The sequence below is a fragment of the Marinibaculum pumilum genome, assembly GCF_042646425.1.
In the GTDB taxonomy this organism is placed as follows: domain Bacteria; phylum Pseudomonadota; class Alphaproteobacteria; order Ferrovibrionales; family Ferrovibrionaceae; genus Marinibaculum; species Marinibaculum pumilum.
On record NZ_JBHRTR010000024.1, the window covers coordinates 43,825 to 67,588 of the forward strand.

Sequence of the window (23,764 nt, forward strand, 5' to 3'; positions counted from 1 at the left end):
CCTCACCATCGCTCTCCTCGCGGCGGGCGGACAGCTCGAACCCGACACCGGCATGTGGCCGGTCGGGCCGGGCGGCCTCAGGCCGTGGCGCCGAACAGCTCGCGGCCGATCAGCATGCGGCGGATCTCCGAGGTGCCGGCGCCGATCTCGTAGAGCTTGGCGTCGCGCAGCAGGCGGCCGGTCGGGTACTCGTTGATATAGCCGTTGCCGCCCAGCAGCTGGATCGCGTCCAGCGCCACCTGGGTCGCCTTCTCCGCCGCGTAGAGGATCGCCCCGGCGGCGTCCTGGCGGGTGGTCTGGGCGCGGTCGCAGGCCTTCGCCACCGCATAGACATAGGCCCGGCAGGCGTTCATCGACGTGTACATGTCGGCGATCTTGCCCTGCACCAGCTGGAACTCGCCGATCGACTGGCCGAACTGCTTGCGCTCGTGCACATAGGGCAGGACCACGTCCATGCAGGCCTGCATGATGCCGATCGGGCCGGCCGCCAGCACCGCACGCTCGTAGTCCAGACCCGACATCAGGATCCGCACCCCTTCGCCCTCGGCGCCGATGCGGTTCTCCTCCGGCACCTCGCAGTCCTCGAACACCAGCTCGCAGGTGCTGGAGCCGCGCATGCCCAGCTTGTCCAGCTTCTGCGCGGTGGAGAAGCCCTTGAAGCCCCTCTCGATCAGGAAGGCGGAGATGCCGCGCGGGCCGGCCTCCGGATCGGTCTTGGCATAGACCACCAGCACGTCGGCATCGGGGCCGTTGGTGATCCACATCTTGTTGCCGTTCAGGACGTAGCGGTCGCCCCGCTTCGCCGCCCGCAGCTTCATGCCGACCACGTCGGAGCCGGCACCGGGTTCCGACATCGCCAGGGCGCCGACATGTTCGCCGGTCATCAGCTTCGGCAGGTAGCGGCCGCGCTGGTCGTCATTGCCGCAGCGGCGGATCTGGTTGACGCAGAGGTTGGAATGGGCGCCGTAGCTCAACCCGACCGAGGCAGAGGCGCGGCTGACCTCTTCCATCGCCACGACATGTTCCAGATAGCCCAGGCCGGTGCCGCCGAGCTCCTCCTCCACGGTCATGCCGAGCAGGCCGAGCGCGCCCATCTCCGGCCAGAGGTCGCGCGGGAATTCGTTGCTGCGGTCGATCTCCTCCGCCCGCGGCGCGATCCGGTCGGAGGCGAAGCGCGAGACGGTGTCGCGGATCTGGTCCGCCATGTCGCCCAGGTCGAAATCCAGGCTGGGCATCTGGTTGGCTAGCATTCTTTCCTCCCGCTCACGCGCTTGACTGAAGCGGTCCTACTCCGCCGCCCGTATCGCCGGCAACAGGGGACCGACCTTGCCGTCGCAATGGTCCTGCGCCCGCACCGCCGCCAGCGCCGTCATGTTGACCAGGCCCCGGGCGGTGATCGACTGCGTCACCGCATGCACCGACTTCTGCAGCCCCATCAGTACCGGCCCGACGGTGATCCCCTCCGTCAGGTGCCGGATCAGGTTCACCGCGATGTTGGCGGCATCGACATTGGGCATGATCAGCAGGTTCGCGGTGCCGCTCAGCGGGCTTTCCGGGAACAGCTTGCGGCGGATCGCCTCGCTCAGCGCGCTGTCGCCCTTCATCTCGCCATCCACCTCCAGATGCGGCGCGTGGCGGTGCAGCAGCGCCGTGGCGCGGCGCATCTTCACGCAGGAGGGATCGTCGCTGGAGCCGAAATTGCTGTGGCTCAGCAGGGCGATCTTCGGCGTGATGCCGAAATAGCTGACATGGTCGGCCGCCAGCAGGGTCAGTTCGAAGATCTCCTCCGCCGTGGGGTTCGGCGTGACATTGGTGTCGGCGATGAAGATCGTGCCGCGGCCGGGGATCACCAGCACCTGCATGCAGGAGGGCTGCGTCACGTTGGGGCGCAGGCCGATGATGTCGACCAGGCGGCGCAGATGCCGGTGATGCTGGCCGAAGGTGCCGCAGATCAGGGTGTCGGCATCGTCGCGGCGCACCATCATGGCACCGATCAGGGTCGGGTTGGTGCGGATCGCATAGCGCGCCATGTCGGGGTCCGTGCCCTTGCGCGCCATGATCGAATGATAGTCGCGCCAGTAATCGTCGTAGCGCCAGTCATTGTCCGGGTCGATCAGCTGCACCTCGTCGTCCAGCCGCATCCGCAGGTGCAGCTTGGCAATGCGGCTTTCCACCACCGACCGGCGGCCGATCAGGATCGGCTGCGCCAGGCCCTCGTCCAGCACGGTCTGGACGGCATGCAGCACGCGCCATTCCTCGCCCTCGGCAAAGGCCACGCGCATCGGCCGCGAGCGCGCGCGCTCGAACACCGGCTTCATCAGGAAGCCGGTCTTGTAGACATATTCGCCCAGGGTCCGGCGGTAGGCGGCCATGTCCTCGATCGGCCGGCTGGCGACCCCGCTGGCCATCGCCGCCTCCGCCACCGCCGAGGAGACCTTGACGATCAGCCGCGGGTCGAACGGCTTGGGGATCAGGTATTCGGGGCCGAAATCCAGGCCCCTTTCCGCGCCGTAGGCGCTGGCCACCTCGTCGGAGGTCTCTACCAGCGCCAGTTCGGCGATGGCATGCACCGCCGCCTTCTTCATCTCCTCGTTGATCGTGGTGGCGCCGACATCCAGCGCGCCGCGGAAGATGAAGGGGAAGCAGAGCAGGTTGTTGACCTGGTTGGGGAAATCCGACCGGCCGGTGGCGATCACCGCGTCGGGGCGCGCCTCCTTCGCCAGGTCGGGCATGATCTCCGGCCGCGGATTGGCGAGCGCCAGGATCAGCGGCCGGTCCGCCATCCGCTTCACCATCTCCGGCTTCAGGATGTCGGGGCCCGACAGGCCCAGGAACATGTCCGCGCCGCCGATCGCGTCATCCAGGGTCCGCCAGTCGGTCTCCCGCGCATAGCGCGCCTTGAACGGGTCCATCAGCTCGGTGCGGCCGGCATAGACCACGCCGGCCAGGTCGACGACGGTGATGTTCTCCTGCCGCAGGCCCAGCGCCACCAGCATGTCCAGGCAGGCCAGCGCGGCGGCGCCGGCGCCGGTGCAGACGAGGCGGATCTGGGTGATATCCTTTTCCACCACCCGCAGGCCGTTGATCGCCGCCGCGCCGACGCAGATCGCCGTGCCGTGCTGGTCGTCGTGCATGACCGGGATGTTCATCCGCTCCTTGCACTTCTGCTCCACGATGAAGCATTCCGGCGCCTTGATATCCTCCAGGTTGATCGCCCCGAACGTCGGCTCCAGCGCACAGATCGCATCGACCAGCCGGTCGGCATCGGTTTCCGCCAGCTCGATATCGAACACGTCGATGCCGGCGAACTTCTTGAACAGGACCCCCTTGCCCTCCATCACCGGCTTCGAGGCGAGCGGGCCGATATTGCCCAGGCCCAGCACGGCAGTCCCGTTGGTGATGACGCCGACCAGGTTGCCGCGGACCGTGTACTGGGCGGCGTTCAGCGGGTCCTGCTGGATCGCCAGGCAGGCGGCGGCGACGCCGGGACTGTAGGCCAGCGACAGGTCCGCCTGGGTCCCCAGCGGCTTCGTCGGCGTGACCGACAGCTTCCCCGGCCGCGGTTCGCGATGATAGGCAAGCGCCCGGCTGTCCAGGTCCTGCGCCATGACCCTCTCCCGATCTTCTACTTATGAAAAATCAACGGCTTGCCGTCGTTTTTTTGGATATGACGCGAGCGTCATGCCATAAGCCGTATTGGCTTCGGCCAAGACGCAGTATCGCGCGGCGGCACCGGCCGTGACAAGCGGGGAGAATGGCGCTCTGCGGCAGGTTCCAGGCCAGCCATGGGGCGCTCTGCCCCGGGCACAGGGGCCTGCGGGCAGCGCAGGCGGGATGGGGAGAGGGCGAGGCTCAAGGCGGCTCTGCAGGCAGGTCGCGGGGCGGTCGTCGCCTGGCAGCGAAGCGGCCGCCCGCTCTCCGAGCATTGGGGGAGCGTCAGGGGACAAGGCGGGCCCGCCTCCTGCACCTCTGCCTTCGGCCCGCGATGCATCGACGTCGATCAGCCGAACATCTTCTCGCCGAGTGAATTGATAAAGCCGGAGAAATCGAACCCACCGCCGCCGACATCGTCGAGCTGCCCGACCGGGATCCGGTCGATGGGAGTGCGGTCGACGGAAATCTCGCTCGCGGCGCCATCTCCGCCATCCTGTTCGGTCCGCTCCATGTCATGCCCCTTTCCCTGTAGCCTGACATCGGGGCCGGTCGACGATCCCGATGCCAATGGATGTGATGGGATGCAGATGGCGTCGACGGCCGCTGTCCTCAACGCGGCGACATGCAGCGACACCGATCGCCCGGATCCGGTCACCAGGCGGGCGGTGACGGAGAGGGCGATAGGGGACCGGATCTCCGGCAGGAATGTCAGGGGAGAGAGTGTGTGGTGCGGTCGAGAAGACTCGAACTTCCACCCCGTTTCCGGGACAGCGACCTCAACGCTGCGCGTCTACCAATTCCGCCACGACCGCACGTGCGGCAGGCGTGATTGTCCGACACCTGCCGTGGAAAGGAAAGGGCTGATAGCAAATCGGCCGTTCCCCCGCAAGGGCGGAATGCGGCGGCCGACCAGGCGCCCCACGGGCGCGGCGCCGACCTGCGTCCTGAGCCGCTACTGGTTCACCGTCTCGGTGATCGAGATCGCCACATTCTCGCCCGAGACGACGATCTCACCGCGGGCGATCAGCTTGTTGTTGGCGAAGATCCAGGCATGGTCGTCCAGCTTCGCGTTCAGCTCGATCACGGCGCCGCGGCCCATCTTCAGCAGCTGGTTGATCGGCATCGTCGCCTTGCCGAGCACCACGGAGATCTCGACATCGACATCTTCGACAGCCGTATTGGCCATGGAGCACTCCTCCGCACTAAGTTGACGGAGTGTAGCACCGCCGCCATGACCACGCGAACCGCCGGAGACGAGCCGATGTCCAGCCCCGCCCCCTTGCCGCCGGAAGACAGGCTGCTGTCCGACACGGGCCTGACGGCGCCGGCGCCGGCCCTGCCCGGGGTGGCCTGGCGGATCGACTATGCGCCGGTGCCCTATGAAGCGGCGGTGGCGGCGATGGAGGCGCAGGTCGCCGCGATCCGTGCCGGCACCGCGCCGGAGCTGATCTGGCTGCTGCAGCATCCGCCGCTCTACACCGCCGGCACCTCGGCGCGGGAAGCCGACCTGCGGGATCCGGACCGGTTCCCGGTCTACAAGGCCGGGCGCGGCGGCCAGTACACCTATCACGGCCCCGGCCAGCGGGTTGCCTATGTGATGCTGGACCTGTCGCGGCGCGACCGCGATCTGCGCGGCTTCGTCTGCGCCGTGGAGCAATGGGTGATCGACACCCTCGCCCGCTTCAACGTCACCGCCGAGCGGCGGCAGGGCCGGGTCGGCGTCTGGGTGGACCGCCACCGGCAGGACCCGGCGCAGCCCGCCGGCCGCGAGGACAAGATCGCCGCGATCGGCGTGCGGGTGCGCCACTGGGTGACCTTCCACGGCATGAGCCTGAACGTCGACTGCGACCTGGACCATTACGGCGGCATCGTCCCCTGCGGCATCGCCGAACATGGCGTCACCTCGCTCTGGGACCTGGGACTGACGCCGACCATGGCCGATGTCGATGCCGCGTTGCGCGACACCGCAGGCGCGCTGGGCCGCCCGGCAACCTGCGCCGCACTGCCGGTCGCGACATGAACATCCTCGCCCTGAATTTCGGCCATGACGCCGCGGTCGCGGTACTGGACGAGCGGCAGATCAGGAACTGCCTGATGCGGGAACGCAGCACCCGCGTGAAGCATCATATGGGCCTTTCGATCGACCTGATCGACAGGGCCCTGGAGGATGCCGGCCTGACGGTGGCCGATATCGACTATTGCGCCATCGTCTCATCGCAGTGGATCGAAGTGATACTGCCGGCGGAGATCCCTCTCGACATCCGCTTCACCCTTCACCCCGGGCATCCGGAGTCGCACGATCCTGCCACCGCGGCGCAGTATGGCGCACGGGCACAGGCCGCACAGTCGATCGACCCCGTCATTCGCAGCCTGCTCGCTGCCCAGGATGCCCGCAGCAAGGCTTTCATCACCACGATATTTCCGGAGGGGCGCGACTACGACGCCACCGCATGGCGCCACATCCCCCTCCCAGACACCTACATCTTTCCCGAGGACTGGAAGCGGTGCCGGACCCTGGCAGAGATCGCCCGCCAACGGATCGACCTCGCGGCATTGCAACCCCGGCTGCGCCAGTTCGACCTGCCGGTCACCGTCACCCTGCATGGCCGCGAGATCCCAGGATACTGCGTCCACCACCATCTGGCACACGCGGCTTCCAGCTTTCACCAGTCCGGCTTCGAGGAAGCGGGAATCCTGTCGAACGACGGGGCCGGCGCCACCGACTATCTGTCGGGACTGTTCCTCTACGGCAGCGGCGGACGCATCTATCCACTGTTCCCGCACTACAACACGGTCGGGTCGATCTACCTGCTGATCTCCCGGCACCTGAAGCTCGGCGGGTGGGACGCCTCCGGCAAGCTGATGGGCCTGGCCTCCTACGGCGAACCGGCCTTCTTCCGGCCGGACTTCGTCGGCAATCGCTACGACCGGGGTCTCGACAGCTCAGAGGGCTACGAGGAATGGTTGTCCCACTGCGAGCGGCAGGCACATGCGCAGGGCTACGATGTCGGGCCGCTGGCCCGCCCGGCCGTCGCCACCGCTCCGATCAACGCCGACATCGCGGCCAGCTCGCAGAAGCTGCTGGAACAGACCCTCCTGTCGTCGGCCCGCTGCCTGCACCGCCTGCTGGAGAATTCGGGTCTGCCAGCGACGCAGATCTGCCATACCGGCGGTACCGCGCTCAGTTGCCCGGCAAACACTCTGATTGCCCATGCGAGCGGCTTCGACCGGCTGTTCGTGGACCCCGGATGCAACGACAGCGGCCTCGCGATCGGGGCCGGCCTGTTCCTGCGCCACCAGATCCTCGACCTGCCGCCCGGCCGCATAGCGACCACGCCCTATCTGGGGCCTTGCCGCCAGGCAGCCGAGGTCGACAGGGCCTATGACACCTTCCGCGGCGACCTGGTCGAGATCGCGGTGGAGGATGCCGCCACGGACGCGGCGGACCGACTCGCCCGCAACGAGGTGGTGGCATGGTTCGAGGGGCGCAGCGAGATCGGACCACGCGCCCTCGGCCACCGCTCGATCCTGGCGGACCCGCGTCACGGCGCGAACCTGTTGCGGGTGAACGCCATCAAGGGCCGGGAAAGCTGGCGGCCCTTCGCGCCGGCTGTCCTGGCGGAGGAAGCCGCGAACTGGTTCGCCGGCGCCCCACTGCCCTCGCCCTACATGCTGCTGACGGCCGAAGTGCTCCGCCCCGACCTGGTTCCGGCGATCACCCATGTGGACGGCACGGCGCGCCTGCAGACCGTGGATGCGTCCTGCGGCGCCTTCCATGAATTGCTGCAGGCCTTTTTCCGGCTGACCGGCGTGCCGATCGTGATCAACACCTCCTTCAACGGCCCGGGCGAGCCGATCGTGGAGACGCCGGCGCAGGCCATGGCCTTTCTTGCGTCGACGGAGCTGGACTGCCTGTATGTCGACGGCCGCAGCTTCATGCGGCGGTCCGGCGCGGAGACCCGCCGGGAAGCATCCTGACGGCTGCCGCCTGCCGAGGCGACCGGCTCAGGCGTCCGGCCGACGCACGAAGCTGGTCAGGTCGACCGCGCCGCCCTCATCGAAGGGCAGCGAGGGTTCGACCCGGACATTGCTGACGGCGGAAGCCGGCGGGCCGATCCACAGTTCCTGCACCACCAGGTCGACCTGGGCCGCATTGCCGTGCAGCAGCAGCTCCACGGAACCGCTGCGGCGGTTGCGCACCCAGCCGGTGAGCGCGCGGTCCACGGCCAGGTTGCGCACCCAGTCGCGGAAGCCGACGCCCTGGACGCGACCGCTGACCTCCACGCGGACGGTCTTCACCGATTGCATCGCGGTGCTCCTTCCGGACTGCTGGCGCGAAGGGCTGTCACTCGAATTCCAGGATGACCTCGTCGACCGCCAGGCTGTCGCCCGGCTTCGCCTTGATGACGGAGACGGTGCCGTCGCGCTCCGCGCGCAGCACATTCTCCATCTTCATGGCTTCCACGACCGCCAGTGGCTGGCCGGCCTTCACCTGGTCGCCCTCGCCCACGTCGATGGAGACCACCAGGCCCGGCATCGGGCAGAGCAGGAATTTCGAAAGATCCGGCGGCTGCTTCACCGGCATCAGCTCCGCCAGCTCCGCCGCCCGCGGGGTGCGGACGAAGGCCTTCACCTCCGCCCCCTGCAGGGTCAGGCGCCAGCCCTCGCGGTGGCGGCGCACCAGCAGGGCCAGTTCCAGCCCGTCCATCTGGCCGGAGAAGATCGTCTGCCCGGGCCGCCAGGGGGCGGAAATCATCACCGGCGGCGCGCCCGCCACCGACACCCGGTGCGCCCAGCCCTGGGCCGCCGGCTCGGCGCTGATCTCGACCTCGTAGCGGTCCTCGTCCAGCCAGACCACGAAGCGGTCGCGGCCCTGCAGCTCCGGCGGCGCCTCGGTGCCGACGGTGCGCGCATAGGCGCGGCCGATCCGCTCCAGATGCGCGGCGACGGCGGCCAGGGCGTGGCGGGTCTCGGTGCCAAGCGCGGCGCCCTCGAAGCCGTCCGGCCATTCCTCGGCGATGAAGTTGGTGGACAGCCGGCCTTCCTGGAAGCGCGGATGGTTGGCCACCGCGTTCACGAAATCCACGTTGTGGGAGATCCCCTCGATCCAGGTGCGGTCCAGCGCCGCCCGCATCACGTCGATCGCTTCCGCCCGGTCGCCGCCATAGGCGCAGAGCTTGGCGATCATCGGGTCGTAGAACATGGTGATCTCCGACCCCTCCTCCACGCCGGTATCGACGCGCACGCCTTCCAGGTCGGGGAAGCGGCAGCGCGACAGCCGGCCGATCGACGGCAGGAAGCCGCGATAGGGATCCTCCGCATAGATGCGGCTCTCGATCGCCCAGCCGTTCAGCTTCACGTCGGACTGCGCCAGGCTCAGCTTCTCGCCATTGGCGACCCGGATCATCTGCTCCACCAGGTCGATGCCGGTGATCAGCTCGGTCACCGGATGCTCCACCTGCAGGCGGGTGTTCATCTCCAGGAAGTAGAAGTTGCGGTCGCGGTCGACGATGAACTCCACCGTGCCGGCGGACTGGTAGTCCACCGCCTTCGACAGGGCGACGGCCTGCTCGCCCATCGCGGCGCGGGTGGCGGCATCAAGGAACGGGCTCGGCGCCTCTTCCACCACCTTCTGGTGGCGGCGCTGGATGGAGCATTCGCGCTCCCCCAGGTAGATCACGTTGCCGTGGCTGTCGCCCAGGACCTGGATCTCGATATGGCGGGGTTCCTCGACATATTTCTCGATGAAGACGCGGTCGTCGCCGAAGGAGGAGCGCGCCTCGTTCATCGCCGACTTGAAGCCTTCGCGCACCTCGTCGTCGGAGCGGGCGATGCGCATGCCCTTGCCGCCGCCGCCGGCAGAGGCCTTGATCATCACCGGATAGCCGATCTCGCCCGCGATCTTCACCGCCTCGTCGGCATCCGCGATGACGCCGAGATAGCCGGGCACCGTGTTCACGCCGGCCTTGCTGGCAAGCTTCTTGGATTCGATCTTGTCGCCCATGGCGCTGATCGCCTTGCGGCCCGGGCCGATGAAGGCGATGCCGGCCTCTTCCAGGGCAGCGGCGAACTTCTGGTTCTCGGACAGGAAGCCATAGCCGGGATGCACCGCCTGCGCGCCGGTATCCTTGCAGGCCTGCACGATGCGGTCGATGACCAGGTAGCTCTCCGCCGCGGCGGCCGGGCCGATATGCACCGCCTCGTCGGCCATCCGCATGTGGACCGCGCCGTCATCGGCGTCGGAATAGACCGCCACGGTGGCGATCCCCATCCGCTGGCAGGTGCGCATCACGCGGCAGGCGATCTCGCCGCGATTGGCAATCAGGATCTTGGTGAACATCGCGAGGGGCCCTTACAGCGGGATATTGTCGTGCTTCTTCCACGGATTCTCGAGCTGCTTGCTCTCGAGCATCCGCAGGCCCTTGGCGATCCGCCAGCGGGTGCCGTGCGGCATGATCACGTCGTCGATGAAGCCGCGATTGCCGGCGACGAAGGGGTTGGCGAACTTGTCCTGGTAGTCCGCCGTGCGCCGGGCGATCTTTTCCGGGTCGTTCAGCTCGCTGCGGTAGATGATCTCCACCGCGCCCTTGGCGCCCATCACCGCGATCTCCGCCGTCGGCCAGGCATAGTTCAGGTCGCCGCGCAGATGCTTGGAGCTCATCACATCGTAGGCGCCGCCATAGGCCTTGCGGGTGATCACGGTGATCTTCGGCGTGGTGGCCTCCGCATAGGCGAACAAGAGCTTCGCGCCATGCTTGATGATGCCGCCGAATTCCTGCGCCGTGCCCGGCAGGAAGCCCGGCACGTCGACGAAGGTGACGATCGGGATGTCGTAGCAGTCGCAGAACCGGACGAAGCGCGCCGCCTTGCGGGAGGAGGCGATGTCCAGGCAGCCCGCCAGCACCATGGGCTGGTTGGCCACGATGCCGACGGTGCGGCCGTCGATCCGCGCCATGCCGATGATGATGTTCTTGGCATAGGCCGGCTGCAGCTCGAAGAAATCGCCGTCATCCACCACCTTGTGGATCAGCTCGAGCATGTCGTAGGGCTTGTTCGGGTTCGCCGGCACCAGGCTGTCGAGCGACATCTCCTGCCGGTCCGACGGATCGGCGGTCGCCTGCCGCGGCACGTCGTGGCGGTTGGACAGCGGCAGGAAGTCGAAGAAGCGGCGCACCTGGTGCAGCGCCTCGACATCGTTCTCGAACGCGACATCGGCCACGGCCGACTTAGTGGTGTGGGTGATGGCGCCGCCGAGCTCCTCCTGGGTCACCACCTCCTGCGTGACCGTCTTCACCACGTCCGGTCCGGTAACGAACATGTAGGACGAATCCTTCACCATGAAGATGAAGTCTGTCATCGCCGGGCTGTAGACGGCGCCGCCGGCGCAGGGACCCATGATCACGGAGATCTGCGGCACCACACCGGAGGCATTGACGTTGCGCTGGAACACCTCGGCATAGCCGGCCAGGCTGTCGACCCCTTCCTGGATGCGGGCGCCGCCGGAATCGTTCAGGCCGATCACCGGCGCGCCGACCTGGATCGCCTTGTCCATCACCTTGCAGATCTTTGCCGCATGCTGCGACGACAGCGCGCCGCCGAACACGGTGAAGTCCTGGCTGAAGACGAAGACCAGGCGCCCGTTGATGGAACCGTAGCCGGTGACCACGCCGTCGCCGGGGACCTTCTGCTCCTCCATGCCGAAATCGCTGCAGGTATGTTCGACGAACATGTCCCACTCCTCGAAGGAGCCGGGGTCGAGGAGAAGCTCCAGCCGCTCGCGGGCGGTCAGCTTTCCCTTGCCGTGTTGCGCCGTGATGCGGCGCTCGCCGCCGCCCATCCGGGCCTCGGCGCGCTTCTCTTCGAGCAGCTTGACGATATCGCGCATTCTTCCGCTTTTGTTTGTGTGTTGGCCGGGCGGGGTGGGACGGGAGACGGATCGTGACGCGCCGCAGCGGCGCAGATCATGCCCGCGATTGCGCGCGTCCCCCCAGATCATGGGTTCGATAGCATGATGCCGCGGCGGTGGCCAGATTCGCCCGCGGCGGGCGGCGGCTTCCGGGACTGCGCCCCGCCGGACAGAGGCCGGCCGGTCAGCGCCCGTCGAGCAGCAGCAGGAAGCGCGCGGTCTGGGCCATGTCCTCGGCGATCGCGCGGCGTCGCTGCTCCGCCTCGCGGTCCGTGCCCCAGACCTCCGCCTGGTACAGCTCGTCCAGGAAGGCCGCGCGGAACGCGGCTTCCGGATCGAGCCGGCCCGCATCGAGGGCCAGGGTCACGACAGCCGAACCGGAGACCGCCACCAGGGTCTGCAGCGCGCCCAGCGCCAGGTCGCTGCGCGCCGCCAGCCGCGCGCTCAGCACCGCCGCCACCTCGGGTCGCTGGCTGACCGCCGAGATGCCGGAGGTGGTCTGCATCGGATGGCCGACATGCTCGGCGAACCAGTCGAGCAGCGGCTGCCATTCCGCCCTCTGCCGCGCCACCAGTTCGGCCGGATCCGGTGCCCAATACGCCAGGGTATCGGTGTCGGTGTAGCGGACGAGCTCTGCGACATAGCGGTCGCGCTCGCCGGCGACCCGGTCGATGCCGGTATTCGCCAGCCGGGTCAGCGGCATGCTCAGCGGATCCACCTTGTCGCCCTGCGCCCGCCATTCCTCGGCGATCGCCTCCGCCAGGTCCGGGGTCGGCAGAACCAGGTTGCGCCGCGTCGTGGTCGGCAGCGGCCGGTCATCGAGGCGGATGGCATGGCCGTCCGCATCGGGATGGACGGTAACCGTCTTGTAGAAACGCTTCGTCATGACGCTGCTTTGCCATGGCCGGGCCGGCCAGTTCAATCGCCTTGCGGCCGCTATGCCCCGCTCACTGCGGGGCCGAGGCTGCGGTCGGCCAGGATCCGGTCAACCAGCGGCGGGATCTCCTCCGGCGTGCCGGCCACCGCGATGGCGCCGGCATCACGCAGCAGCGCCGGCGGCGCTGTGCCCCAGGACACGCCGAGCGCTGCAACGCCGGCATTGCGCGCCATGTCCATGTCGAACAGGGAATCGCCCACCACCACCGTGTCGGCGGCATCGGCACCGGTCAGCGCCAGCAGGTCGAGCACCATGCCGGGATGCGGCTTGCCGGGGCTCTCGTCCGGCGTGCGCGTGGCAACGAAGCGCTGCAGCAGGCCATGCCCGTCCAGCACCCGCTCCATCCCCCGCCGACCCTTGCCCGTGGCCACCGCCAGCAGCAGGCCGTCCGCCTCCAGCCGTTCCAGCACGGCGGGGATGCCCGGGAACAGCATCGATCCCTGTTCAGGGTCGCTGTCCAGCCGCAGGAAATGGTGGCGATAGGCTCCGGTCAGCGCGGCGGCGGCCGCACCTTCCGGAACATCGCAGCCGATGGCGGCGCAGAGCCGGGCCATCGCCTCCGGCAGGTGGAGGCCGATGACGCCATGCACGGCCGACGGCGCCGGTGCCGGGCGACCGGTCTCGGCAAAGGCGGCCTGCATCGCCGCCACGATGACGCCGGCGGAATCGACCAGGGTGCCGTCCATGTCGAAGATCACGAGGCGCAGGGGCGATGGGGCGGTGATCCGGGCCATCGGCGCGGCCGCGGCGGGAGGGCTATTCGATGGTCGTCAGGTGCCAGTTGAAGTCTTCTATCGAGCGGTCTTCCAGATAGTCGACCGCCCAGGGCGGCCCCACGAATTCCGGCTTGTTGAAAAGGTCATTGGCCACCAGGACGACGGTATAGCCTTCCAGCCGGCGGGACAGCGCGGAGACGCTGCGCTTGGCCATGTCGTCGGTCGAGATCGCCTCATAGCTCACGTAGATGAGCTTGACCGCCTTTCCGTCCACATGGGTGTCGGCAATGTAGTACTGCACGGCTCACTTCCCGATCATTGGCGCGCATCTGCCAAGGGCAGCACGCAACTGTCCCGCATGGTCAATAAGGGTCGTGTCCGATTTACTCGGCCCCTCCCGCCCTTCGATCATGGCGATCCTTGTCACCACGATCAATGCCGGTCCCTTGTCTCTTCGGCCGCGAAGCCGAGATATGCGATCGTCTCCCGCATATGTTCGGGCAATTCGGCCGCCACATCCAGCACCCCGCCCGCCGGGTGCGGCATCGTGATCCGGCGCGCATGCAGATGCAGGCGGCGTGCCACACCGCCCGGCAGATGCGCCGCGGCGCCGCCATACTTGCCGTCGCCGAGGATCGGCGCGCCGATCTGCGCGCAATGGACCCGCAGCTGATGGGTGCGCCCGGTCAGCGGCTGCAGCTCCACCAGCGCGGCGCGGCGTGCCGCCCGGTCCAGCACCCGGTAGTCCGTGACCGCGGCCTGCCCCTCCTCGTCGTCGACCTGCACGCGCTGGCCGCCGGGCCGGCCCGCCTTCACCAGCGGCATGACGATCCGTCCTTCCGGCTGCTGCGGCACGCCGGCGGTGACCGCCCAGTAGACCTTCCGGGCGTCGCGGCCACGGAAGGCCGCAGCCAGCTTCGCCGCCACCGCCGCGCTGCGCGCCAGCACCAGCACGCCAGAGGTATCCTTGTCCAGGCGATGAACCAGGCGCGGCCGCTCCTTCGCATCAAACTGCAGGCCGTCCAGCATGGCGTCGATGTGGCGCTGCTGGTTCGTGCCGCCCTGCACCGCCAGGCCGGCCGGCTTGTCGAGGACGATTACCTGCGGGTCCATGTGCAGGACGCGATCGCGCAGCATCGCGATGTCCGCCGGGCGCGGCGCCGCCTGTGCCGGCCGCGCCGGCCCGGCTGCCGCCCTGGCACCGCCGGCGGCGGTCCTGGCCGCAGGGTCGGGTGCGGGCAGCGGCGGAACGCGGATCGACTGGCCCGGCTGCAGGCGGGTTCCCGCCTTGGCGCGGGCACCATCCACCCGCACCTGGCCGGTGCGCAGCAGCCGTTCCAGCCGGCCATGCGGCAGCTCGGGGAAGTGCCGCCTGAACCAGCGGTCCAGGCGCAGTTCCGCTTCGTCCTCTGCGACCTGTCGGGTCTCCACCTGGGTCATCGCCCGATCGGCTCCCTCTTCCTCGGCCCCGCCCCGCGGCCCTGCCGGCTCAGCCGGCCACCAGCCAATGGCCCAGCCGCATGCCGCCGACCAGCCCGGCCACGGCCAGGGAAACGGAGGCGACGACATAGACGATGGCAAGCAGATGCGTGCCGCGTTCCCAAAGCAGCATCGTGTCGAGCGAGAAGGTGGAGAATGTGGTGAAGGCGCCCAGGAACCCGACCTGCAGGGCGGAACGCCCCACCAGCCCCAGTTCCAGCCGGGAAGCAAGGCCACCGACCAGCAGGCCCATCGCGACGGAGCCGAGGATGTTCGCCAGCAGGATGCCGGTCGGGAAATGCCCGCCGATCAGATGCGCCTGCGCCCGCATCACCGCGGCCCCGAAATAGTGCCGCGCCAGCGCCCCGCAGGCGCCACCGATGGCGATGGCGACGGGCACCATCAGGGAATGTGCGGCCATGTTCGATCCTGCCCTGCCCCATGTCCGATCCGCGGCGGCGCGCACAGTGCGTCGCGCGCCCGCCGCAATCAACCGGAATCGCGCCCCCGCTGCTCGCGTCGCAGCCTTTCCCAGTTCGCCAGCCGCTCGCTGATACGCGCCTCCACGCCCCGGTCGCTGGGCCGGTAGAAGCGCTGCCGCCGCATGCCCTCCGGGAAATGGTCCTGGCCGGAGAAGGCCTCCGGGCTGTCATGGTCATAGGCGTAGCCGGCCGAATAGCCCAGATCCTTCATCAGCCGTGTCGGCGCGTTGAGGCTGTGCAGCGGCGGCATCAGGGAGCCGGTGTCGCGCGCCGCCCGGTGCGCGGCGCCGAAGGCCTTGTAGGCGGCATTCGATTTCGGCGCGACCGCCAGGTAGATCGTGGCCTGGGCGATCGCCAGCTCGCCCTCTGGCGAGCCCAGGAAGTCGTAGGCGGATTTCGCTGCCAGGGCCTGCTGCAGGGCGTTGGGGTCGGCCAGGCCGATATCCTCCGAGGCGAAGCGCACCAGGCGCCGGACGATGTAGAGCGGCTCCTCGCCCGCATCCAGCATGCGGGAGAGCCAGTACAGGCCGGCATCGACGTCGGAGGCGCGCAGCGCCTTGTGCAGCGCGCTGATCAGGTTGTAGTGGCCGTCCTGCGCCTTGTCGTAGAGCGGCGCACGGCGCTGCAGCAGGTCCGCCATCCCGGCCGTGTCCAGCGGCGCCTCCGGTGCCAGGGCATCGATCTGCTCGGCCATGTTCAGGAGATAGCGCCCGTCGCCGTCGGCCAGCGCGCGCAGCGCCGTACGGGCCTCCGCCTGCAGCGGCAGGTCCGTGCCCAGCGCCGCCTCCGCCCGCTGCAACAGGGCCTCCAGTGCCGCATCGTCCAGCCGGTGCAGGACCAGCACCTGGGCGCGCGACAGCAGTGCGGCATTGATCTCGAAAGAGGGATTCTCGGTGGTGGCCCCCACCAGGGTCACCGTACCGTCCTCCACATAGGGCAGGAAGCCGTCCTGCTGCGACCGGTTGAAACGGTGGATCTCATCCACGAACAGCAGGGTGCCGCGACCCTCGCGGCGGCGGGCCCGTGCCTCGTCGAAGGCCTTGCGCAGGTCGGCCACGCCGGAGAAGACCGCCGACAGGGCGGTGAACTCCAGGTCGGAGTCCCGCGCCAGCAGGCGCGCGATGGTGGTCTTGCCCGTGCCCGGCGGCCCCCAGAGGATCAGCGAGGGCAGGTGCCGCGCCTGCAGCAGGCGCCGCAGCCCGCCCTCGGGTCGCAGCAGATGATCCTGCCCGACCACCTCGTCCAGGTTCGCCGGCCGCAGCCGGTCGGCCAGGGGCCGCGGCGCTTCCGCCTCCATGCCGGCGGCGGCGAACAGGTTCTGCGGCTCCCGGTCGCTCACCGGACCGGTCCCCGCTGCCCGCGCCCCCCGCCCTTGCGGCAGCGGCAGGAAGGGCTCAAGAGCGCACCTCGAGATTGAGGATCCGGGTGCCGCGGCGCAGCCGCAGGTGCCAGCTGCCGCGGTCGGCCTCCAGTTCCTGCAGCAGGTCGTCGACCAGCACCAGTTCCTGTTCGTTGAGGGAGACGAGGATGTCGCCGCGCTGCAGCCGGTAGTAGCCGGCGCGGCTGTCGCGGGCGATCTCCAGGACCACCACGCCTTCCACGAAGGGGTCGAGGCCGAGTTCCAGAGCCAGCGCGGGCGAGAGATTGCCGACGGTCGCACCGGCCAGCGGGTTGCGGCCGTCGATGGCGGTGCGGTCGCTGGGCGGATCCTCCGGCGCCTCGGCCAGGCGGATGTGGATCCGGGTCGGGGTGCCGTCGCGCCGCACCTCGATGTCGACCTCGTCGCCGGGCCGGCGGGTGGCGATCTGGAACTTCAGCGCCTGCGGGTCGTCCACCGTCCGCCCGTCGATCGCGGTGATGATGTCGCCGCGCTGCAGGCCGGAATCCGCGGCGGCGCCGCGCGGGTGGACATTGCTGACCAGCACGCCGTGCGGCCGGCCCATGTCCAGCGACCGGGCGATGTCGGAGGTGACCGCCTGGCCGGCCGCGCCGAGCCAGGGCCGGCGCAGCCCGTCGCCGGCCAGCGCATCGGCGACCACGGCGCGCACCAGGTCGGCCGGGATCGCGAAGCCGATGCCGTCCGAGCCGCCACCTTCCGAGAAGATCAGGGTGTTCACGCCGGCCAGCCGGCCGTCCAGGGTCACCAGGGCGCCGCCGGAATTGCCGGGGTTGATGGCCGCGTCGGTCTGGATGAAGGAATGAGTGTCCAGGCGCGAGACCCCGGTGCGGCCGACGGCGGAGACGATGCCGGAGGTGACCGACTGGCGCAGCCCGAAGGGATTGCCGATGGCAAGCACCAGGTCACCGACCTCCAGCTCCGCCATCTCCGCGAGTTCCAGGTGCGGCAGGGCCTCGTCCCCGGTGTCGATCTGCAGGATGGCCAGGTCGGAATGCGGATCCGACAGCAGGACCCGGGCCTCGAACTCCCGCCGGTCGGGCAATGCCACTGTGATGTCGTCGCCGCCCTCGACCACATGGCGGTTGGTGACGATGACGCCGTCCGGATCGACGATCACGCCGGAGCCGAGGGAATTCTCCACCCGCTCCTGGGTCTGGCCGCCGAAGGCGCGGCCGAGGTCGGGGCCGAAGAAACGCTTGAAGAAGGGATCGTTGAACAGGGCCGACGGCGCGCGGCGCACCACGCGACGGCTGGCATAGATGTTCACCACCGCCGGCGAGGCGCTCTTCACGACCGGCGCGAAGGACAGCAGGACCTGGCCTTGCGACTGCGGCAGCTGGCGTTCGGCGGCGACCGACGCGGCCAGGGGAACGGCCTGCAGGGCGGCGGCCAGAAGCATGGCCGGAAGCAGGTGGCGGACGACCTGCCGGAGGCTGGCGGGATGCTGTGTCAGGCTGCTCATGCCCCTGACATAGAACCGGCGCGCTCCCGCTGCAACGGGGCGCGCCGGGTCCGTTCGGCGCCGCGCCGGGCGGCGCGGCGATGCCTGGACGGCGGCCCGGAAGGCCCGGCCGACTCGGCCGGCCCCATCGGGCCCGTCAGGATCACGCAGGCTGCGTCAGGCAGCCTGGGCTTCGTCCTCGTCCTCGTCGACCGGGCCGGAATCCAGCCCCTTGGCCGTCGGGTCGCGATCGACCAGTTCCAGCACCGCCATCGGCGCCATGTCGCCCTTGCGGAAGCCGGCCTTGACGATCCGGCAATAGCCGCCTGTGCGGTCGGCGTAGCGCTCCGCCAGGGTGTCGAACAGCTTGTCCACGGCCGCCTTCTCCGGCAGCTTGGCCAGCGCCTGACGGCGGGCATGCAGGTCGCCCCGCTTGCCCAGGCTGATCAGCCGGTCGACGATCGGCTTCAGTTCCTTGGCCTTCGGCACGGTGGTCCGGATCTGCTCGTGCTTGATCAGCGAGGACGCCATGTTGCCGAACATGGACAGACGGTGCTGGGAGCGTCGGCCCAGCTTGCGATGGGCGTTACGATGCCGCATGGGTAACTCCTTCGCCGGCCGGCGGCGCGATCGTCACGATCGCCGCCGGGCCGGATGACAGTACTGCCTCAGTAGTTCTCCTGAAGCTTCTTCGCCATTTCCTCGACATTGTCTGGCGGCCAGTTCGGCACGTGCATGCCGAGATGCAGCCCCATCTGCGCGAGGACTTCCTTGATTTCATTGAGCGACTTGCGGCCGAAGTTCGGCGTCCGCAGCATCTCGCTCTCGGTCTTCTGGATCAGATCGCCGATATAGACGATGTTGTCGTTCTTCAGGCAGTTCGCCGACCGGACCGACAGCTCCAGCTCGTCGACCCGGCGCAGGAGGTTCGGATTGAACTCCGGCTCCGAGGGCATAGCCTCCTCGGTGCGCTTGGTCGGCTCCTCGAAGTTGATGAACAGCTGCAGCTGGTCCTGCAGGATCCTGGCGGCGATGGCGACCGCGTCGTCCGGGTTCACCGTGCCGTTGGTCTCCACCCGCATCGACAGGCGGTCATAGTCCAGGACCTGGCCTTCGCGGGTGTTCTCCACCTTGTAGGAGACCTTCCGCACCGGGCTGTACAGCGCGTCCACCGGGATCAGGCCGATCGGCGCATCTTCCGGCCGGTTCGACGCGGCGGAGACATAGCCCTTGCCGGCCTCGACCGTCAGCTCCATGCGGATCGCGGCCTCGGAATCCAGGGTGCAGAGCACCAGGTCCGGGTCCATGATCTCGATGTCGTGGCCGGTCTCGATCATGCCGGCGGTGACCTCGCAGGGCCCCGTCGCCGTCAGGGTCATCCGCTTCGGCCCCTCGCCATGCATGCGCAGGGCCAGGCTCTTCACGTTCAGAACGATGTCGGTGACATCTTCCTGCACCCCGGGAATCGACGAGAATTCGTGCAGCACACCGTCGATCTTGATCGCGGTGACGGCCGCACCCTGCAGGGAGGAGAGAAGCACCCGGCGCAGGGCATTGCCCAGGGTCAGGCCGAAGCCCCGCTCCAGCGGCTCGGCGACCAGCGTGGCCACCCGGCCCTGCTCGCCGGCGCTTTCCACCTGCAGCTTGTTGGGCTTTATCAGCTCCGTCCAGTTTCGCTGAATCACGTGCTCACCTCATCGCTGGCATCGGCGGCCGGCGTCCGGCACCGTCCGCATCGCAGAGCCGCCGCAAGGGTGCGGCCGATCCGGACGGGCTGCCACGTTCCGCCGGTCCCGGCTCTGGTATCTGTCTCGGGCGCGCCGTCCGGTCCGGCATAGCGCCCATGGCGCGGCGCGGCAGGCCCCCTCGGGAGCGGCCACGCCGGGCCGGCGGTCGCGGCGCCGTCGCGACGGCGCCGCCAGGGCTCAGACGCGCCGCCGCTTCCGCGGCCGGCAGCCGTTGTGCGGGATCGGCGTGACGTCGCGGATCGTGGTGATGCTGAAGCCGACGGCCTGCAGCGCACGCAGCGCCGATTCCCGCCCGGAGCCGGGGCCCCGCACCTCGACCTCCAGGGTCTTCACACCGTGTTCGGCCGCCTTGCGGCCGGCATTGTCGGCGGCGACCTGTGCGGCATAGGGGGTCGATTTCCGCGATCCCTTGAAGCCCTGTGCGCCGGCCGACGACCAGGCCACCGTATTGCCCTGGGCATCGGTGATCGTGATCATGGTGTTGTTGAAGGTGGCATTCACATGCGCGACCGCATTGGTGATGTTCTTGCGCTCGCGCCTGCGGATGCGGGTGGTCTTTTCTCGTGCCATGCCTAATCCAAATGCTGAAGGCGCTCCCGGACACCCTCGGTCCGCCGCCTGCATCGGCATGATCGCGCCGCCTGACGGCGACCGGCCATGCCGTACCCAGAAACCATAAAAGGCGGCCTGCGTGCGACCGGTCCGCCGGGCCTCCCCCGCCGGGCCGGCGCCGCAGGAACGCCGCTGCTTGCTGCCGTCGTCCGGCCGCTATTTCTTCTTGCCGGCGATCGGCTTCGCGGGACCCTTCCGGGTCCGCGCATTGGTGTGCGTGCGCTGACCGCGCACCGGCAGGCCGCGCCGGTGGCGCAGGCCGCGATAGCAGCCCAGGTCCATCAGCCGCTTGATGTTCATCGCCTCTTCGCGCCGCAGGTCGCCTTCGACCCGGTAGTCGCGCTCGATGACCTCACGGACGCCGATGATCTCGGCCTCGGTCAGCTCATTGACCCGCCGCTCCGCCGGCACGCCGACCTTGCTGCAGATCTCCTTCGCCTTCATCCGGCCGATGCCGTAGATGTAGGTCAAAGCGATCTCCACCCGCTTGTTGGACGGGATATTCACGCCAGCGATACGTGCCACGCGCTGTCTCCTGCTTTCGCGTTGCGCCGACCGGCCCGCTATCCGGGCCTCGCGCGCCATTACTCAGACTTTCCACCGCCGGGCCGATCGGACACTGGTCCGGGGCCATGGCGCTGCCATCACCGCTTAGCCCGGCTTCCGCCTTGGCCGTCGCCTGCGACGGGCCGAAGCGGCCCCGCAGACGGGCAGACACCGCCCCTCGGACGCTGCCCGCCTTCGAATTGCCCGCCGTCGAACTGCCCGCCGTTGAGCTGTCCGGGCAGGACCGATCCGCATGTGCAGATCACCGCCGCAGATGCCGTGCATCGCCGAGCATCACGATTTGTGCAGTCGATCTGAGTGGCTGGAGTCCGGTGAGCCCATGACCCGGACGGCCTGAGCCGCGGGATTATATGGGTTGTCGCCCCTCAGTCAACAATGGATATGCACAAATTCTTGTCGCGTGACCGCAATGCCGCACCCGGCTTTGCCGGCTGCGGTCCCCCTGCCCGCTCAGGCCGCGACGATTGCCTCCAGCTGGCGGGTCACCTCGTCGAAATCGGCCATCCCGTCGACCTTGCCGAGCACGCCCTTCGCCCCGTAGTAGGGCAGGAGCGGCGCCGTCTGCTCGTGATAGGCCTTCAGGCGGGACGTCACGGTCTCGGCCGTGTCGTCCTTCCGCCGCGTGAATTCGGTGCTGCCGCAGACGTCGCAGACCCCCTCGACCTTCGGCGTCTTGAAGCGGTCGTGATAGCCGGCGCCGCACTTGGCGCAGGTGAAGCGACCGGTGATTCGCTCCACCAGCGCCTGGTCGTTCACCTTCATCTCGATCACATGGTCGAGCGACTGGCCCTTCGCCGCCAGCATGCTGTCCAGCGCTTCGGCCTGGCCCAGCGTGCGGGGAAAGCCGTCCAGGATGAACCCCTTCGCGCAATCGTCATGGTCCAGCCGCTCGTCGATGATGCCGACCACCACCTCGTCCGGCACCAGGTCGCCGCGCTCCATGATCGCAGCGGCCCTGCGGCCCAGCTCCGTCCCCTCCTTCACGGCGGCCCGCAGCATGTCCCCTGTGGACAGCTGCGGAATGCCGTGGCGCTCGACCAGCCGCTGCGCCTGGGTCCCCTTCCCGGCGCCGGGCGGTCCCAGCAGTATCAGCCTCATCGGCGTGCTCCCCTCAGCTTCGCTTTCTTGATCAGCCCTTCGTACTGGTGGGCCAGCAGGTGCGACTGGATCTGCGACACGGTGTCCATCGTCACCGTGACCATGATCAACAGCGAGGTGCCGCCGAGGAAGAAGAAGGTCATCCCGAAGCGGCCCATGATGAACTCGGGCAGCAGGCAGATCGCGGCGAGGTAGAGCGCGCCGACCATGGTCAGGCGGGTCAGGACATAGTCCAGATATTCCGCCGTCCGCTGGCCCGGCCGGATGCCGGGAATGAATCCGCCATACTTCTTCAGGTTGTCGGCCGTGTCCTGCGGGTTGAACACGATCGCCGTGTAGAAGAAGGCGAAGAAGATGATCATCGCCCCGTACAGGATCATGAAGATCGGCTGACCGTGTGCCAGCTGCCCGACGACGAAGGTCGCCCAGTCCGGCAGGTTGGTGGCGCCGGTCGAGAACTGCGCCACCGCCGACGGCATCAGCAGCAGGCTGGAGGCGAAAATCGGCGGGATCACGCCGGCCGTGTTCAGCTTCAACGGCAGGTGCGAGCTTTCGCCGCCGAACATCTTGTTGCCCATCTGGCGCTTCGGGTACTGCACCAGGATCCGCCGCTGCGCACGCTCCATGAAGACGATGAAGGTGATGACGGCGATCATGCCGATCAGCACCAGGATCACGAAGGCGGTGGAGAGCGAGCCGGACCGGCCCAGCTCCAGCAGGGTCGCCAGCGCCGAGGGCAGTTCCGCGACGATGCCGGCGAAGATGATCAGCGAGATGCCGTTGCCGACGCCGCGCTGCGTGATCTGCTCGCCCAGCCACATCAGGAAGATGGTGCCGCCGGTCAGGGTGATGACCGTGGTCGCGCGGAAGAACAGCCCGGGCTCCAGCACAGCGGAGCCGGCCGCCAGTGCCTCCAGTCCGACGGCGATGCCATAGGACTGCACCATCGCCAGCAGCACCGTGCCGTAGCGGGTGTACTGGTTGATCTTCTTGCGGCCGCTCTCGCCTTCCTTCTTCAGCTGCTCCAGGTGGGGCGAGACGGTGGTCAGCAGCTGGATGATGATCGATGCCGAGATGTACGGCATGATGTTCAGCGCGAAGATCGTCATCCGGCCGAGCGCGCCGCCCGAGAACATGTTGAACATGTCCAGGACGCCGCCCTGCTGCTGGTTGAAGATGTCCTGGATGACGCCGGGCTCGATTCCCGGCAGCGGCACGTAGGTGCCCAGGCGATAGACGATCAGCGCCCCCAGAGTGAACCAGATGCGCTTCTTAAGGTCGGTGGCCTTGGCGATCGCGCCGAAGTTCAGGTTGGCCGCCAATTGCTCCGCGGCTGACGCCATTGCGGGTGCTCCTCGTCTGTCGGTGCGGGCCGCCCGGCAATGGCCCGGGGCGCGTCAGCGGACCGTGCGGAAACCCGGCCTGCCGGTCCCGCCGCGATCAGGGGATCATGCACCCCGGGTCGGCGGCGCCGGGCCTGTCGGCCTGCCTGGTTCCCGGTCCGGGCGCGCGCCGGTCAACAGGCGCGGTCCAGGTCGCCGCGGCCCGGCGATCGGCGCCGGGCGATGCCCGGCGGAAGCCGCTGCGGCGGACGGGTGGCGATATTGGGCGGCGGTGCGGCAGACCGCAAGTGCCTGCGCGCCGCCCCCGACGAACGAGCCTGTGATCAGGCTGCTGCGCCGGCCTCGGCCTTCGGCTTCATCTTGCCGCCGCCGCGGCGGCGGC

At 68.7% G+C, this 23,764-nt stretch carries 22 protein-coding genes and 1 tRNA gene; 2 read left to right on the forward strand and 21 right to left on the reverse strand.

The window, feature by feature from the left end; translation table 11 throughout:
* Positions 1–77: 77 nt before the first annotated feature.
* From ACFOGJ_RS10325 to ACFOGJ_RS10345, 5 genes are all read right to left on the reverse strand, one after another.
* Positions 78–1,250, reverse strand: a complete 1,173-nt coding sequence (locus ACFOGJ_RS10325; protein ID WP_379899954.1) for an isovaleryl-CoA dehydrogenase — start codon at positions 1,248–1,250, stop codon at positions 78–80.
* Positions 1,251–1,286: 36 nt separating this feature from the next.
* Entirely contained in the window at positions 1,287–3,608 is a 2,322-nt protein-coding gene (locus tag ACFOGJ_RS10330; RefSeq protein WP_379899956.1) for an NADP-dependent malic enzyme, read from the reverse strand.
* Between the two features lie 392 nt (positions 3,609–4,000).
* Entirely contained in the window at positions 4,001–4,165 is a 165-nt protein-coding gene (locus ACFOGJ_RS10335) for a hypothetical protein (RefSeq protein WP_379899958.1), read from the reverse strand.
* Between the two features lie 214 nt (positions 4,166–4,379).
* Positions 4,380–4,466, reverse strand: a tRNA-Leu gene (locus ACFOGJ_RS10340).
* Positions 4,467–4,606: 140 nt separating this feature from the next.
* Positions 4,607–4,840 (reverse strand): FliM/FliN family flagellar motor switch protein, encoded by a 234-nt coding sequence (locus tag ACFOGJ_RS10345; protein WP_379899960.1) that lies wholly within the window; start codon positions 4,838–4,840, stop codon positions 4,607–4,609.
* Positions 4,841–4,999: 159 nt separating this feature from the next.
* Between ACFOGJ_RS10345 and lipB the strand changes: the two genes are divergently transcribed.
* Together lipB and ACFOGJ_RS10355 are read left to right on the forward strand one after the other, a co-directional pair.
* Positions 5,000–5,674, forward strand: coding sequence for a lipoyl(octanoyl) transferase LipB (gene lipB, locus ACFOGJ_RS10350; protein ID WP_379900032.1), 675 nt, complete (start codon positions 5,000–5,002; stop codon positions 5,672–5,674).
* Entirely contained in the window at positions 5,671–7,632 is a 1,962-nt protein-coding gene (locus ACFOGJ_RS10355) for a carbamoyltransferase C-terminal domain-containing protein (RefSeq protein ID WP_379899962.1), read from the forward strand. The genes lipB and ACFOGJ_RS10355 overlap by 4 nt, the downstream gene beginning before the upstream one ends.
* A gap of 27 nt (positions 7,633–7,659) precedes the next feature.
* Here the strand turns inward: ACFOGJ_RS10355 and ACFOGJ_RS10360 are convergent, their stop codons facing one another.
* The 16 genes from ACFOGJ_RS10360 to secY all read right to left on the reverse strand — a co-directional run bounded on the left by ACFOGJ_RS10360 (position 7,660) and on the right by secY (position 23,382).
* Positions 7,660–7,962, reverse strand: coding sequence for an acylphosphatase (locus tag ACFOGJ_RS10360; protein ID WP_379899964.1), 303 nt, complete (start codon positions 7,960–7,962; stop codon positions 7,660–7,662).
* A 37-nt stretch (positions 7,963–7,999) separates the two neighbouring features.
* A complete protein-coding gene (locus ACFOGJ_RS10365; protein ID WP_379899966.1) occupies positions 8,000–9,994 on the reverse strand; it encodes an acetyl-CoA carboxylase biotin carboxylase subunit in 1,995 nt (664 codons plus the stop codon).
* Positions 9,995–10,006: 12 nt separating this feature from the next.
* Entirely contained in the window at positions 10,007–11,539 is a 1,533-nt protein-coding gene (locus tag ACFOGJ_RS10370; RefSeq protein ID WP_379899968.1) for an acyl-CoA carboxylase subunit beta, read from the reverse strand.
* Positions 11,540–11,744: 205 nt separating this feature from the next.
* On the reverse strand, positions 11,745–12,446 hold the full coding sequence (locus ACFOGJ_RS10375; protein ID WP_379899970.1) for an ATP12 family chaperone protein: 702 nt from the start codon (positions 12,444–12,446) through the stop codon (positions 11,745–11,747).
* A gap of 50 nt (positions 12,447–12,496) precedes the next feature.
* Positions 12,497–13,231, reverse strand: coding sequence for an HAD-IA family hydrolase (locus ACFOGJ_RS10380; RefSeq protein WP_379899972.1), 735 nt, complete (start codon positions 13,229–13,231; stop codon positions 12,497–12,499).
* A 22-nt stretch (positions 13,232–13,253) separates the two neighbouring features.
* Entirely contained in the window at positions 13,254–13,514 is a 261-nt protein-coding gene (locus tag ACFOGJ_RS10385; protein WP_379899974.1) for a hypothetical protein, read from the reverse strand.
* Between the two features lie 131 nt (positions 13,515–13,645).
* Complete coding sequence (locus ACFOGJ_RS10390) at positions 13,646–14,653, reverse strand: RluA family pseudouridine synthase (protein ID WP_379899976.1); 1,008 nt, start codon at positions 14,651–14,653, stop codon at positions 13,646–13,648.
* 49 nt (positions 14,654–14,702) lie between these two features.
* Positions 14,703–15,113 carry a fluoride efflux transporter CrcB gene (gene crcB / locus ACFOGJ_RS10395; protein WP_379899978.1) on the reverse strand — a complete coding sequence of 137 codons (411 nt, stop codon included), beginning with the start codon at positions 15,111–15,113 and terminating at the stop codon, positions 14,703–14,705.
* A gap of 68 nt (positions 15,114–15,181) precedes the next feature.
* Positions 15,182–16,471, reverse strand: a complete 1,290-nt coding sequence (locus ACFOGJ_RS10400) for a replication-associated recombination protein A (RefSeq protein WP_379900034.1) — start codon at positions 16,469–16,471, stop codon at positions 15,182–15,184.
* Positions 16,472–16,568: 97 nt separating this feature from the next.
* Positions 16,569–18,035, reverse strand: coding sequence for a Do family serine endopeptidase (locus ACFOGJ_RS10405; RefSeq protein ID WP_379899979.1), 1,467 nt, complete (start codon positions 18,033–18,035; stop codon positions 16,569–16,571).
* Positions 18,036–18,191: 156 nt separating this feature from the next.
* Entirely contained in the window at positions 18,192–18,614 is a 423-nt protein-coding gene (rplQ, locus tag ACFOGJ_RS10410) for a 50S ribosomal protein L17 (RefSeq protein WP_379899980.1), read from the reverse strand.
* A gap of 68 nt (positions 18,615–18,682) precedes the next feature.
* The gene (locus ACFOGJ_RS10415) at positions 18,683–19,699 is read right to left on the reverse strand and encodes a DNA-directed RNA polymerase subunit alpha (protein ID WP_379899981.1); all 1,017 of its coding nucleotides are present in this window, start codon (positions 19,697–19,699) and stop codon (positions 18,683–18,685) included.
* 240 nt (positions 19,700–19,939) lie between these two features.
* Positions 19,940–20,332 (reverse strand): 30S ribosomal protein S11, encoded by a 393-nt coding sequence (rpsK, locus tag ACFOGJ_RS10420; RefSeq protein WP_379899983.1) that lies wholly within the window; start codon positions 20,330–20,332, stop codon positions 19,940–19,942.
* Positions 20,333–20,530: 198 nt separating this feature from the next.
* Positions 20,531–20,899: a 30S ribosomal protein S13 gene (rpsM, locus tag ACFOGJ_RS10425; protein WP_379899984.1), complete on the reverse strand. Its 369-nt coding sequence runs from the start codon at positions 20,897–20,899 to the stop codon at positions 20,531–20,533.
* Positions 20,900–21,391: 492 nt separating this feature from the next.
* Positions 21,392–22,039, reverse strand: a complete 648-nt coding sequence (locus tag ACFOGJ_RS10430) for an adenylate kinase (RefSeq protein WP_379899986.1) — start codon at positions 22,037–22,039, stop codon at positions 21,392–21,394.
* A complete protein-coding gene (gene secY, locus ACFOGJ_RS10435) occupies positions 22,036–23,382 on the reverse strand; it encodes a preprotein translocase subunit SecY (protein ID WP_379899989.1) in 1,347 nt (448 codons plus the stop codon). The genes ACFOGJ_RS10430 and secY overlap by 4 nt, the downstream gene beginning before the upstream one ends.
* Positions 23,383–23,764 lie beyond the last annotated feature (382 nt).

Coding starts and splice junctions, on each gene's coding strand:
- ACFOGJ_RS10325 (WP_379899954.1), bottom strand. CDS start 1,250: ATGCTAGCCAACCAGATGCCCAGCCTGGATTTCGACCTGGGCGACATG.
- ACFOGJ_RS10330 (WP_379899956.1), bottom strand. CDS start 3,608: ATGGCGCAGGACCTGGACAGCCGGGCGCTTGCCTATCATCGCGAACCG.
- ACFOGJ_RS10335 (WP_379899958.1), bottom strand. CDS start 4,165: ATGGAGCGGACCGAACAGGATGGCGGAGATGGCGCCGCGAGCGAGATT.
- ACFOGJ_RS10345 (WP_379899960.1), bottom strand. CDS start 4,840: ATGGCCAATACGGCTGTCGAAGATGTCGATGTCGAGATCTCCGTGGTG.
- ACFOGJ_RS10355 (WP_379899962.1), top strand. CDS start 5,671: ATGAACATCCTCGCCCTGAATTTCGGCCATGACGCCGCGGTCGCGGTA.
- ACFOGJ_RS10360 (WP_379899964.1), bottom strand. CDS start 7,962: ATGCAATCGGTGAAGACCGTCCGCGTGGAGGTCAGCGGTCGCGTCCAG.
- ACFOGJ_RS10365 (WP_379899966.1), bottom strand. CDS start 9,994: ATGTTCACCAAGATCCTGATTGCCAATCGCGGCGAGATCGCCTGCCGC.
- ACFOGJ_RS10370 (WP_379899968.1), bottom strand. CDS start 11,539: ATGCGCGATATCGTCAAGCTGCTCGAAGAGAAGCGCGCCGAGGCCCGG.
- ACFOGJ_RS10375 (WP_379899970.1), bottom strand. CDS start 12,446: ATGACGAAGCGTTTCTACAAGACGGTTACCGTCCATCCCGATGCGGAC.
- ACFOGJ_RS10380 (WP_379899972.1), bottom strand. CDS start 13,231: ATGGCCCGGATCACCGCCCCATCGCCCCTGCGCCTCGTGATCTTCGAC.
- ACFOGJ_RS10390 (WP_379899976.1), bottom strand. CDS start 14,653: ATGACCCAGGTGGAGACCCGACAGGTCGCAGAGGACGAAGCGGAACTG.
- crcB (WP_379899978.1), bottom strand. CDS start 15,113: ATGGCCGCACATTCCCTGATGGTGCCCGTCGCCATCGCCATCGGTGGC.
- ACFOGJ_RS10400 (WP_379900034.1), bottom strand. CDS start 16,471: ATGGAGGCGGAAGCGCCGCGGCCCCTGGCCGACCGGCTGCGGCCGGCG.
- ACFOGJ_RS10405 (WP_379899979.1), bottom strand. CDS start 18,035: ATGAGCAGCCTGACACAGCATCCCGCCAGCCTCCGGCAGGTCGTCCGC.
- rplQ (WP_379899980.1), bottom strand. CDS start 18,614: ATGCGGCATCGTAACGCCCATCGCAAGCTGGGCCGACGCTCCCAGCAC.
- rpsK (WP_379899983.1), bottom strand. CDS start 20,332: ATGGCACGAGAAAAGACCACCCGCATCCGCAGGCGCGAGCGCAAGAAC.
- ACFOGJ_RS10430 (WP_379899986.1), bottom strand. CDS start 22,039: ATGAGGCTGATACTGCTGGGACCGCCCGGCGCCGGGAAGGGGACCCAG.
- secY (WP_379899989.1), bottom strand. CDS start 23,382: ATGGCGTCAGCCGCGGAGCAATTGGCGGCCAACCTGAACTTCGGCGCG.